Source organism: Schaedlerella sp. (genome assembly GCF_056796775.1).
On the sequence record NZ_JBQIKP010000006.1, the window covers coordinates 122026 to 134762 of the forward strand.

Annotated in this window: 9 protein-coding genes; 5 read left to right on the top strand and 4 right to left on the bottom strand. The window is 45.3% G+C overall.

All coding sequences use genetic code 11. The features are described 5' to 3' along the window. The first annotated feature begins 144 nt into the window (after positions 1-144). On the top strand, positions 145-1848 hold the full coding sequence (locus tag ACTOY7_RS05040; protein ID WP_482670938.1) for an ABC-ATPase domain-containing protein: 1704 nt from the start codon (positions 145-147) through the stop codon (positions 1846-1848). 322 nt (positions 1849-2170) lie between these two features. Further along, positions 2171-3580, top strand: a complete 1410-nt coding sequence (locus ACTOY7_RS05045; protein ID WP_300822203.1) for an amidophosphoribosyltransferase — start codon at positions 2171-2173, stop codon at positions 3578-3580. Between the two features lie 86 nt (positions 3581-3666). Here ACTOY7_RS05045 and hydF read toward each other — a convergent pair whose 3' ends face one another. The 4 genes from hydF to ACTOY7_RS05065 form a co-directional block, all read right to left on the bottom strand. After that, positions 3667-4884: a [FeFe] hydrogenase H-cluster maturation GTPase HydF gene (gene hydF / locus ACTOY7_RS05050; RefSeq protein WP_394683095.1), complete on the bottom strand. Its 1218-nt coding sequence runs from the start codon at positions 4882-4884 to the stop codon at positions 3667-3669. A gap of 104 nt (positions 4885-4988) precedes the next feature. Beyond that, positions 4989-6410 (bottom strand): [FeFe] hydrogenase H-cluster radical SAM maturase HydG, encoded by a 1422-nt coding sequence (hydG, locus tag ACTOY7_RS05055; protein ID WP_160281411.1) that lies wholly within the window; start codon positions 6408-6410, stop codon positions 4989-4991. 89 nt (positions 6411-6499) lie between these two features. Then, entirely contained in the window at positions 6500-6748 is a 249-nt protein-coding gene (locus ACTOY7_RS05060) for a TM1266 family iron-only hydrogenase system putative regulator (protein WP_160281412.1), read from the bottom strand. A gap of 418 nt (positions 6749-7166) precedes the next feature. Further along, entirely contained in the window at positions 7167-8516 is a 1350-nt protein-coding gene (locus ACTOY7_RS05065) for an ISAs1 family transposase (RefSeq protein WP_482672002.1), read from the bottom strand. A 388-nt stretch (positions 8517-8904) separates the two neighbouring features. On the opposite strand from ACTOY7_RS05065, the gene ACTOY7_RS05070 reads away from it, so the two are divergent. The 3 genes from ACTOY7_RS05070 to ACTOY7_RS05080 all read left to right on the top strand — a co-directional run. Further along, positions 8905-10635 carry a phosphoadenosine phosphosulfate reductase domain-containing protein gene (locus tag ACTOY7_RS05070; RefSeq protein WP_482672001.1) on the top strand — a complete coding sequence of 577 codons (1731 nt, stop codon included), beginning with the start codon at positions 8905-8907 and terminating at the stop codon, positions 10633-10635. Position 10636: 1 nt separating this feature from the next. Then, positions 10637-11503 (top strand): DUF4007 family protein, encoded by an 867-nt coding sequence (locus ACTOY7_RS05075; protein ID WP_305182627.1) that lies wholly within the window; start codon positions 10637-10639, stop codon positions 11501-11503. Between the two features lie 11 nt (positions 11504-11514). Further along, on the top strand, positions 11515-12737 hold a 1223-nt coding region (locus tag ACTOY7_RS05080), incomplete at its 3' end, for a DUF6079 family protein (RefSeq protein ID WP_490363958.1).

The window sequence follows — 12737 nt, forward strand, 5'->3', positions numbered from 1 at the left end:
TATTTTAAGTCGCCTTCGGCGAGAGGCTGGATATTATGGCAAATGTTACTTTATTGGCCGGACGCCGTGCGGCAGGGCGCGCGACGCCGTGTGAACAGTAACCATCTGAGACCTGCAATACACAGATTCAGGAGGAAATAAAACGTGGGAACATCAACAGAATTGAGAAATCTACTGCACAGGATTGACCATAAGGGATATCCGGCGTATAAGGACACGAAGGGCACATACCAGTTTCAGGGGTATGTGCTTTCCATCGACCATGTACAGGGAGATCCTTTCGCGTCGCCGTCAAAGGTGAGTGTGCATATGAAGGGCGGGATCGCAGGCTTCCCGAAGGAACTGTATTGCGGAGACTGCCAGAGGACGGCGCTGCAGGATTACCTGACCCGACAGTTTCACCGTGCGGCGGAGAGCTACGCATTTAAGGCCAAAGGCTCCGGAAAGAGCGGACTGATCTCCATCAGCAGATGCGGACAGGAGATTCTGGAGCGGACGGCTTTCCATATGGACGCAAAGACAGGAGATATCGTGGTGCGCCTGGAGATCGGATTCCCAGCCAATGGGCGGACCATTAACGCGCGGGAACTGGAAAAGATCCTGTTTGATTTCCTGCCGGACTGCGTGGAGAGATCGCTGTACTACAGAACCTGTGATAAGAAGAAGGTGCGTGGGGCCATTGATCTGGCGGAGGATCAGGAGTATATCCGGGGACAGCTTGAGGTACAGGGACTGACCGCCTTTGTAGCGAATGGTTCTATCCTTCCCAGAGAATCCGGTATCTCGCCGCGTCCCATGAAAGGGGCGGTGTCGTTTCGTTCCCCGAAGGAGCTGGAAGTGACCATGGAGCTTCCGCATAAGGGAACTCTCACCGGAATGGGGATCCGCAAGGGGATCACTTTGATCGTGGGGGGCGGATATCACGGTAAATCGACCCTTCTGAAGGCGCTGGAGCTGGGGGTCTATGATCACATTGCGGGGGACGGCCGGGAGTATGTGATCACCGACGCATCCGCGGTCAAAATCCGCGCGGAGGACGGACGGAGCATCAAAAAGACGGACATTTCCATGTTTATCAATGACCTGCCTAATGGAAAGGACACCTGCGGATTCTATACCGAGGATGCCAGCGGAAGTACATCCCAAGCGGCCAATGTGGTGGAAGCGATGGAGGCGGGAGCAAAGGCTCTGCTGATTGATGAGGACACCAGCGCCACTAATTTTATGATCCGGGATGAACTGATGCAGCGGGTGATCCACCGGGATATGGAACCGATCACGCCTTTTATTGACAGGATCCGGGAGCTGTATGAACGCTATGGGATCTCTACTGTAATCGTAGCGGGCAGCTCGGGGGCGTATTTCCACATTGCGGATACGATCGTTCAGATGGACCGGTATGTACCCAGGGAGATTACGGCGGAAGCCAAAAAAGAAGCGGAGAATTTTCCGGCATTGAGCGGACTGGAGGAGCCTGCCCAAAAGCCGGTATTCCGAAGGTGTCCGAGCCAGAACAGGGCTTACCGGGGAAATGACCGGATTAAGATGAAGACTATGGGGCGCGAGGGCGTGCAGATCAACCGGGAAAGCATTGACCTGCGCTATGTGGAGCAGATTACGGACAGCGAGCAGGTGACGGCTCTGGGATACTGTGTGCGGTATGCGGAGAAGAACTTCTTCGGCGGTACGACTCCGGTGCAGGATGTGGTGGACAAGCTGGAGGAAAAGATCCGCAAAAGTGGGCTGGCCGGCCTGTGTGAGAGCCCGTCCAATGTGGCGTGTCTGGCCATGCCTAGAAGACAGGAGATCTTTGCCTGCTTTAACCGGTATCGGGGACTGATGCTGTAACAGGTTTCCAACTGTACGGTTGGATGCTCTAAAGAGCCTCCAACCTACTCATCCATTCGCAAAAACCGTGCTTACGCACGCTAACGTCTGCTAACGCAGTCGCTTTTTTGCTCATTTATGAGTAGGTTGCTAATCCGAAATCTCAGTTTTATTGCAATAAATTGCATAAAACTGAGATTTCGGATTGCAACCGTACAGTTGGACAGGTTTTGACTTTGGAAGCATTTCGTGCTAAACTGTGTATGAATTTCACACGGCTGACAGTTGCAGAGAACTGGTCATTCGGTGATCTGTAACGACTGACAAAAAAGGAGACAGACATATGGGTGGATTTTTTGGTGTTGCTTCAAAGAAAAACTGTACTTTGGAATTGTTTTACGGGGTAGACTATCATTCTCACCTTGGCACACGGCGCGGCGGAATGGCGATGTATGGGAAGGAAGGATTTCAGAGAGCGATCCATAATATCGAAAATTCTCCGTTTCGGACAAAGTTTGAAAAGGATGCGGAGGAGCTGGACGGGCATCTGGGGATCGGGTGTATTTCTGACTATGAGCCCCAGCCGCTTCTGATCCAGTCCCATCTGGGCAGCTTTGCGATCACAACGGTCGGCAAGGTGAACAATCTGGAAGAGCTGCTGAGAGAAACCTATGACGCGGGGCGTTCTCATTTTCAGGAGATGAGCGGCGGACAGATCAATGCGACAGAGCTGATCGCTTCCCTGATCTGCAAGTCCGATACGCTTGTAGAAGGGATCCGCTATGTGCAGGAGCTTGTGGACGGATCCATGACCATCCTGCTGATGACAAAGGATGGGATCTATGCGGCGAGAGACCGGTATGGACGTACCCCTGTAGTCCTTGGAAAACGGGAAGACGGCTACTGTATTTCATTTGAAAATTTTGCGTATATCAACCTGGGCTTTGAGCATTATAAGGAATTGCAGCCGGCAGAGATTGTTTTCGTGACACCGGAGAGTGTGGAGACCGTCGGCGCTCCGGGTACGGAGATGAAGATGTGCTCCTTCCTGTGGGTGTATTACGGATATCCGACCTCATCCTACGAAGGAGTGAATGTGGAGGAGATGCGTTATACCTGCGGGAGCATGCTGGCAAAGCGGGACAGTGATTCCGTATCCCCGGATATCGTTGCCGGTGTGCCGGATTCGGGGATCGCGCATGCCATCGGGTATGCCAACGAATCCGGGATTCCGTATGCAAGGCCATTTATCAAGTACACACCTACCTGGCCCAGATCCTTTATGCCTGCGAACCAGAGCCAGAGAGATCTGATCGCCCGGATGAAGCTGATCCCCGTGCAGGAGCTGATCAAGGGGAAAAAGCTGCTTCTGATCGACGACTCTATCGTGCGGGGAACCCAGCTTCGGGAAACCACGGAATTTTTATACCGGAGCGGGGCAAAGGAGGTTCATGTCCGCCCGGCGTGCCCGCCGCTGCTGTACGGATGCAAGTATCTGAATTTTTCACGCTCCAAGTCGGATCTGGATCTGATCACAAGACGGGTGATCCAGGAACGGGAGGAGGAAGTCACTCCGGAGGTGCTCTCCGAGTATTCGGATCCGTGCAGCGCGAGATATGAGGAAATGCTGGAAGAGATCCGGAAGCAGCAGAACTTCACGACACTGCGGTATCACAGGCTGGATGATCTGATCGCATCCATCGGACTGTCACCCTGCAAGCTGTGTACGTATTGCTTTAATGGGAAGGAATAAGAAACAGCGGTAATTTGAAATAGAAAAGGGACGTATTGCAGGAAGTGATGGAGCAATATGTCCCTTGAATTAGTCTTAAATGGATTTTATTGCAGCGGAGCGATGCTTCGGCTGAGGATTCCGTTCATATGTGCGATCGCCGTGCCGTAATTGGTGATGGGGACGTTCTGGTCGCAGGCACACTGCAGGCGGTACTTCATTTCCCGTTCGTTTAAGGTACAGCCGCCGCAGTGGATGATCAGCCTGTATCTGCTCAGGTCATCGGGAAATTCGATCCCGCTTGTAAATTCAAAATGGAGCTCCTTTCCGGTATACTTCCGGATCCATCCGGGCAGCTTGACGGTTCCGATATCCTCGCACTGGCGATGATGGGTGCAGCCCTCGGAGATCAGGACCGTGTCCCCGTCCCGCAGCAGATCCAGTGTTCTGGCTCCCTGTACCACCGTGTCCAGATTTCCTTTGTACCTTGCAAACAGGATGGAGAAGGAGGTCAGCGGGATGTCTGGGGGGACAAGGACGGACACCTTCTGGAATGCCTGGCTGTCGGTGATGACCAGCGCCGGCTTCGTACCCAGCCGGGCAAGGGTATCCTGCAGCTCGGTATCCTTTACCGCGACGGCAGCGCCGCCTGCTTCCAGGATATCACGGATGGTCTGCTGCTGGGGCAGGATCAGCCTTCCCTTCGGAGCGGAGCTGTCGATGGGGATGACCAAAACGACAAAATCACCCGGATGGATCAGATCCGCCGTGATGTGCTTTTGGGTTTCGGCAGTGGGAGCCTGCTTTGCGATCAGTTCCTTCAATTCCCAGATATGTTCTCCGGTCAGGGCGCTGACGGAGATACAGTGTGATTCATCTATGGAATCAACAATCGGGGCAGCGATTTCTGATCCGCGTGAATGCCGGATTGTCAGGTCAGATTTGTTGAAGGCGATAACATAAGGGATTTTCTTTTCCCGGACCTTTTCCAGAATCCGTTCATCCTCCCGGGTCATCCCCTCGGAGCTGTCAACGACCAGAACGGCAATATCCGTCTTGTTGAGAACCTGGTACGCTTTTCGGATGCGCAGAGCACCCAGCTCCCCTTCGTCATCCAGCCCCGGGGTATCGATCATCACTACCGGCCCAAGAGGCAGCAGCTCCATAGCCTTCTGTACCGGATCGGTGGTGGTGCCCTTTATATCAGAAACAATGGCAAGGTTCTGGCTGGTGACGGCATTGATCAGGCTGGATTTCCCCGCATTTCGTTTTCCGAAGATCCCGATGTGAATGCGGTCTGAGGACGGTGCGGCATTTAAACTCATAGAATATTCCCTCCATTAAAAAAATTTAGAAAGCGTGCCGCCAGTACAGCATTCACTGTTGATTACACAATGCTGTACTGACGGCCTTTCCGAATGCGCTGGCATTAAAAACGGAAATCTCTCCGGTTATCCTGCTCGATATAACGCAGGTTTTCCATGACAACAGCCCGTGCCTTTTCATTGGGCACATTGAGCACCTCGCGGTCGATCAGCTTATCCCCGATGGCCTTTGTTTCCGGTGAAGCATAGTCCATCAGATATTCCTTGAGCGTCATCAGTGCATTGGGATGGCAGCAGTTCTGGATCTGACCGCTCTTACACAGGGACATAAAACGGTCTCCGGTACGGCCTTCTCGGTAGCAGGCAGTGCAGAAGCTGGGGATATAATCCATTTCCATCAGCCAGCGCACCACTTCATCCAGGGAACGGGTATCGCTGACATCGAACTGCTCGGATTTTTCATCCTCGGGTTCCGGCTCATAATAACCGCCCACGCTGGTGCGGGAACCGCCGCTGATCTGTGAGATGCCCAGGTGCAGGACACGTTCCCGGGTGGTCTGGTTTTCCCTTGTGGAAATGATCATTCCGGTGTAAGGTACGGAAATCCGAATGCAGGCAACCAGCTTGGCAAAGATATCGTCGTCAATGCCGTTGTCGAACTGGCCGGGATCGATATCGTCCGCGCGTTTCAGCCGAGGTACGCTGATCGTATGGGGTCCCACGCCGAAGGCGGCTTCCAGATGTTCTGCGTGCATGAGGAGCCCGGCAAATTCGTAGCGGTACTTATCCAGTCCAAAGAGCACGCCCAGACCAACATCATCAATACCGCCCTCCATGGCGCGGTCCATGGCTTCCGTGTGATAATTGTAGTCGTGCTTCGGCCCCGCGGGGTGGAGCTCAAGATAGCTCTCCTTGTGATAGGTTTCCTGGAACAGGATATACGTACCGATCCCTGCCTCCTTTAACAGACGGTAATTGTCTACGGTAGTCGCGGCGATATTGATATTGACGCGGCGGATGGCGCCGTTCTTGTGCTTGATGCCGTAGATCGTATTGATGCATTCCAGATAGTATTCCATCGTATTATGTACCGGATCCTCCCCTGCTTCCAGGGCAAGACGCTTGTGGCCCATATCCTGCAGCGCGATGACCTCCCGGCGGATCTCCTCCTGGGTCAGCTTTTTGCGGGCAATGTGCTTGTTTTTAATATGATAGGGGCAGTAGGTACAGCTGTTGATGCAGTAGTTGGACAGATACAGAGGAGCGAACATGACGATCCGGTTGCCGTAAAAATCCTTTTTGATCTGCTCCGCCAGCTTGAAGATCTCTTCATTTTTTTCCTGGATCTGACAGGCAAGCAGCACCGATGCTTCCCGGTGCGAAAGGCCCTTTCTGAGCTTCGCCTTCTCGATCAGAGCGTCGATCAGCTCTGCGTTCTCCTTGTTCTCGTCCGCGTAGGCAAGTGTGTCCAGAATTTCCTCGTGGTTGATAAAATCATCCGCACATTTTGATGCTGCGTCATACATGGTTTGTGTTCCTCCCTGGTTTTTTTGATTTTGTGAGCCAAATGGATATGGCTGAATGTGCGTCTGACATCTAAGCCAGACTACATAGATTATTTGTTTTTTGCGTAAATTGTTTTGGTACTGACGCCCGGAAGCATGCCCAGCTTTCCGGACAGCGCGCTGATGGCGTCTGCCGGGGCATCCATGGCGATGCTGATGATGGACAGGTTCTTTTCCCGGTAGGGGATTCCCATACGTCCGATGATGAAGCTGCCGTATTCACTCAGCAGGTGATTCAGCTCATCTACGGATTCCGTGCTGTTCAGTACAATGCCGATCAAAGCGATCCTGGTTTCCATAAAAGCCTCCTTCTTCAAGTGATAATCTGATTGCCAAAAGGTCCCATTTCCATGGCTGGATGGAATGAGGGACAGATCCCTCAGACTGCGGTTTTGAACCGTGGTTCATTTCTGGGAAAATAAAAAAGCGCCCTCGTTCCGGGCGCAGATTTGTCTGATAAAATAATACACCGCTTTAGGGCAACAGGCTGCAAAATAACCTGAAGCTTCAAAAAGATATGCGGAATATCTGAATGGATCATGGAAATTATCAGCTGATCTTGTACGCCTTTTTACGCAGATGCAGCTTTCTGTGAAGATGCCCTTAGTAATCAGAACGACCAGATTTATTATAGCATGGGGAAAAGGGGATTACAAGATGAATAGCTATAAAAATCAGAATAAACGCACGAACAGTAAAGTGGATTTATCTTCCCATTTATTTGGCCAGTTCGTCAATTGCATCCAGCATGTCGTTATCGTATAATACTTTCAGGACTGCAAGGATCACAGAAATCTCCGTTTCCAGGTTTCTGCCTATTTTCTTACGGATCCGCTTCATGCTTCTATGATAGTAAACTTTCAACAACTTTATAATGAACATCACAAACCTTCGGATCAGGCCAAGATTGTGGATCCCATTTTTCTCTTTTGAACGGAGCTTATCTTCTTTGAATACGATATCAAGCACCCAATGCAGGCCATTTTCGATATGCCAATGCCGACGCGCGACGATTGCGAACAGTTCTGCGATTGGCTTGATACTGCACAGATAATACCGTTCTTCTACGCATTCTTCTCCGGTCTCCTTTTTGAAAATGGTTTTCCTTTCATACCCTATGGATGTCAGTTTTTTCCAGCCTGTTCTGTCTTCGAACCACTTGATATCGTCTGTGATCATGTATTCTCTTGTGATGATATCGTAGGTTCTTTCCTCGGTTTCCTTGATATACTGCCCCTCCTTTGTCTGAATTTCTTTGAGCAGTTCTTCGCGCGCAAAGTATTTTTTTACCTCAAGATATGCGGTTTTCTGGTTTTCCTTCAAGGCAAGGCAGTAATCCCCATGTGCCTCTTCTACGATGGCTTGTGCTGTTGCCTTCTGTGTATTCATGGCATCCGCAGTCACCACACAGCCTCTGCAGTCGAGTTGTTTCATGACCTTCTGCATTTCCGGGATTTCATTGCTCTTTTCGTCAATCCGGGTGGAAGAAAGGTTGATCCCCCATTCCGTTGACATCACATTAAATTCATTGAGGTTACGCCTTTCTGTGGGATCTTCGCTGTTTTTTTTGCCGGTATTGTGGGTTTCCTTTCCATCCGCTGCAATCACATCTCTGATATAGCAGTCCAGTTCATCATTTTTATAAAGATATTCATCCAGCTTTTTCCCGGCCACAGTGACAATCTGTATCAAGATATTTACCAACATACTCTGCAGTTCGTCCGAACGCAGGAGGGAGAACACCCTTTGGATGGTATCATGGGAAGGAATCCCATGAGGCAGTTCCAGATATTGTTCCAAAGTCTCCCTTTCGTCTACTGCATAATCAGCGATATCTGTCCATTCATCGTTTCCTGCAAGGACACCAAAGAAAACAATCCCGACAATATCTTTCATGGAATGCCGGACCTTCGCCTGTTGTCGGCTGTCAGTAAACTGGCCTGCCTGCATGAAACACTCTTCCATAAATATCTTGTCTAAATCTTTTATCCCTAGTCCCCTCAATTCTTCTACTCGAATATGGATGGTTTCTGATAAACTCTGAAGCCTGGTATCTTTCTTTGACATCTCTTTTATTTACCTTCTAATCTATAATCTCATTTATTTCAGGCATAGTATACATTATTTTCGATGTCAGATAAAGAGTGTTGGAAAAATATACCTTCGTTAATATGCACAATTTTTACTGAAATATATCCACATGTTCATTCATGCGTTTATTCTGTCTACATCTTTTGCAGTAGTTGACGTATATATTGCCCTGTGTTAAAATGCCTAATAGGTGTTCTTACAGAATTCCTGATTTTATCAATTGTGATTTGAAATGAAAATAAACTACAAAAGGTTATGAATTAGAATTGTTTATATCTGTAATTTTGCTGACCTGTGAATATTTGGATTGTAAAATGGGAGATATCTGTGATGCGGTAATGAGCGAATAGATATTAGAGAGTATATGATAGAAAAAATTTGCCCTAAGTGTAGGGTTCCTATGAATGGAGAAAAATGCATAAAGCCTAACTGTGGTTGTGTTACCAAAATGTCTTCTACAATTTACTGGTGTGATAAATGCAACATACCTATCTTTGACAATGTTTGTCCTATCTGTGGTACTGATGGAAAATATGTTACAACGGATTTACGCCCTGTCTTTCCAGAAGAGAACGCATTAATTTCCATTATTCTGGAAAACAATCCTGCAAGATACCAAGCCTCATCAGTTTGGCATGGAAGCGGAGTTTATATAGTAGATGGGAAAAAGATTAGACTTCCTATTACAAAAATAAACAAATTATCGATTGAAGAGATAAAGCAAATTAAGGAAAAGTATGAACAATTTGTTGAGAAAATAGAATATCAATTTTTTGATAAGTTTGTTGAAAAGTTTATTCAAGCAAACGCCGATAGATATAACTATATAACAGAAGAAGCTGTTCATTTTGTTCAACAGTATAAGGAACGATATACAGTCGATGATATGATGGTCTCGTTTAGTGGAGGAAAGGATTCTACAGTTACTTCTCATGTTGTCAATAGAGCATTGGGGACAAACAAAGTGTTGCATGTATTTGGGGATACAACACTGGAATTTCCGTATACGCTTGAATATAAGAAGCGATTTAGCAAAAATGAAGAGTCACAAGGGGTTAGAGTTCTTACAGCGAAGAACAGGGAAAAAAATTTCGAGAGACTTTGCGAAGTAGTAGGCCCCCCAAGTAGAGTTATGCGGTGGTGCTGTACAGTATTTAAGACCGGAGCAATTCAGAAAACAATTTCATCTGCATTTAAAGATAAGAGTAATATTTTAAGCTTCCAGGGTATCCGTCATAGTGAATCTGTGAGTAGAAGTAAGTATGAAAGAGAAAGCGAAAGTCCTAAAATTTCGAAACAAACTGTCGTCTCACCAATTATTGAGTGGATTGATTATGATGTTTGGTTATATATATTAACCACAAAGATAGATTTTAATTATGCATATAGGCTCGGATGGACACGAGTTGGTTGCTGGTGTTGCCCCAATAATGGAGGTTGGTCGGAATTTCTTGCCAAGATTCATATGTATGACAAGTATGCTCATTGGCATGACATACTTGTGGATTTTGCAAAACAAGTTGGAAAGCCGGATCCGGAAACATATGTGAATGAAGGGGGATGGAAAGCAAGGCAGGGGGGGAATGGGCTTATCGCTGCTCAGTCATCGGTTGTTTCATTCGAGCCATGCGCAACAGATGAGAGGGCATTCAACTATGCCTTACAAAGACCGATTACAGAAGAGCTATATGAATTGTTTAAGCCGTTTGGTTATATAAATATGGAATTAGGAAATAAGCGCCTTGGCGAAGTTTTTGTTGTGGATAAGGCTAATAAAGTATTATTGATACTTCAAGGCCGAATTGGTGGCACAAAGTTAAAAGTGATAATAAAAGATATACACATTGCAAAAGCAAGAACATTGTCAGCAGCAGAGGGAAAAGTTCAATGCCAGCTTACAAAATATCAGATGTGCTTGGGATGTAAGGCATGTGAAAGTGTATGTAGGTTTGACGCTATTCATGTTAAAGATGATGGGAATGGTAAAATTTCTTATTCAATAGATGACGATAAGTGTAAGAGATGTACAGAATGTGTAGGACATTTCGATGCAGGATGTTATATGAGGAAAGTATTATGTATAAAGAGGTTGTAGTATGGCAGTGAAAAAGGTTAAATTTAAATTACAAGGCCATGAAAAGTTTGCTTTGAGAGAAGGATGGGTTAACAAGGCGCTTATCATAATTCCCGATGCGCCAGAAGTTTTTTTGAGAAAAGATGCAACAGACATGTTTGGCATCGGAAGTAACATGGTTAAATCACTTAGGTATTGGATGAGAGCTTTTGGGCTGACAATTGAAAAGAGATCGTCAGGGGTTGAACTGACAGAAAGAGGAAAACTTATTGCTAAATATGATCCGTATTTGGAAGACCCATTTACTTTGTGGATTATGCATTCTTATATTTCTAAAAATAAGGAAGAGGCGACAACTTGGTTTATGTATTTTAACCATTGTGATGCAGATGAACTGAAAAAAAGCGAGATTGAAGCTATTTTATTAAGAGAAGTAAAGAAATATGTTGCGGGTCAAAATTTTTCTGAAAAATCATTAAGTAATGATGTGGATGTATTGCTTAATATGTACAGTAAAAATAAAGAAAAATCAGATCCAGAAGATAAAGGTATTTCTCCATTTTCTCAGTTGGCATTAATAAAAAATATAGATGGAAAATATATTAAAAATCACCCTAACAAGAAGAGTTTATCGGAAATGATAGTGTTGTATGAGTTGATTCTTATGTCAAAAGATTCAGAAGGGGTTTCTATTGAAAAAGCGGTTTATGGAGAAAATGGATTGGCTAATATTTATAATTTGACAAGCGTAATGGCCAATGATTATTTTGATAGATTAGATGCTGCGGGATATATACATGTTAACAGAACGGCTGGTCTTGATATGATTTATTTTATGCAAAAAAAGCAGGAACTAAATATATTGGAAGACTATTATAAAAACCGCTAGTAGGTGATGGCATGGAAAAGATAGATTCGTTAAAGAATATTATAGAGTTTAATAGTAATTTTAAGATGGCGATAAATCTATATTTAAGTCTAAATAAGACGAATAAAGTACTGGGATATATACCAACAAAACCGTCTGTTAGCCTTATGAGTGAATATGCTAAGGCTGTATTAGAAAACAAAGAACAGGCTACATTATTGGTGGGACCATATGGCAAAGGAAAATCTCATTTACTTTTGGTCTTTCTTGCTGTACTGTCTCTTGAGAGAACATCAGAGAATACAGAAGTAATCGATAAACTCATTGAAAAGATAAGAAAAGTTGACGAAATAGGAGAGACAGCTGCTAAACAAATTGAGAGGATATGGAGTCAGGATAAGTTTCTTCCGGTATTGATTACAGATACTACGGGTGATCTGAAACAAGCGTTTTTATATGGACTGAACGACGCGTTAAAGCGCGAAAAATTATTAGATTTGATTCCAGATACATATTATTCAATTGCATTAGAAAGAATCGATGACTGGGAAAAAAATTATCTTGATACTTATGAAGTATTTGAGCAAGAAATTTCAATGTGTGGAATAAGTATGTCTGGGTTCAAGACGGATTTAAAAAAGTATTCAAAGGAAGCTCTGGAACTTTTCAAAACCATTTATCCAAAGATCACAGCAGGTAGCGAGTTTAATCCGATGGTTGTATCTGATGTGTTGCCCTTATACAAAAGTATAAGTGAAAAACTCGTAGAAGAGCATAAATACAAGGGGATTTATATTGTTTTTGACGAGTTTAGCAAATTCATAGAAAGCCAAAATGGAATGGCTGTAGGGGCAAATATGAAATTAATTCAGGATCTTTGCGAGTTGGCAACAGATTCACGAAATGCTCAAATGTATTTTACGATGGTCACACACAAAAGTATAAAAGAATATGGAAAATATCTTTCGCAGGATATTATTAATTCATTCGTCGGAATTGAAGGAAGGATTATTGAAAAATATTTTATTACTTCGTCTAAAAATAATTATGAGTTGATTAAGAATGCAATTATAAAAAAAGAAGATGAGCTTAGTAGCATTCCTCATTATGAGAATATTCTTGGAGCGACTGCGTGTCAGGAATATTATCAATTACCAGCGTTTAGAAGTAAGTTTGTTGAAAGTGAATTTGATAACATTATTCTAAAGGGATGTTATCCATTAAATCCAATTGCAACATATTTATTATTGAATAT

Excerpts from the sequence above, each read along its gene's own strand:
- ACTOY7_RS05045 (WP_300822203.1), top strand. The coding sequence starts at position 2,171 with ATGGGTGGATTTTTTGGTGTTGCTTCAAAGAAAAACTGTACTTTGGAA.
- hydF (WP_394683095.1), bottom strand. The coding sequence starts at position 4,884 with ATGAGTTTAAATGCCGCACCGTCCTCAGACCGCATTCACATCGGGATC.
- hydG (WP_160281411.1), bottom strand. The coding sequence starts at position 6,410 with ATGTATGACGCAGCATCAAAATGTGCGGATGATTTTATCAACCACGAG.
- ACTOY7_RS05060 (WP_160281412.1), bottom strand. The coding sequence starts at position 6,748 with ATGGAAACCAGGATCGCTTTGATCGGCATTGTACTGAACAGCACGGAA.
- ACTOY7_RS05065 (WP_482672002.1), bottom strand. The coding sequence starts at position 8,516 with ATGTCAAAGAAAGATACCAGGCTTCAGAGTTTATCAGAAACCATCCAT.
- ACTOY7_RS05070 (WP_482672001.1), top strand. The coding sequence starts at position 8,905 with ATGATAGAAAAAATTTGCCCTAAGTGTAGGGTTCCTATGAATGGAGAA.
- ACTOY7_RS05075 (WP_305182627.1), top strand. The coding sequence starts at position 10,637 with ATGGCAGTGAAAAAGGTTAAATTTAAATTACAAGGCCATGAAAAGTTT.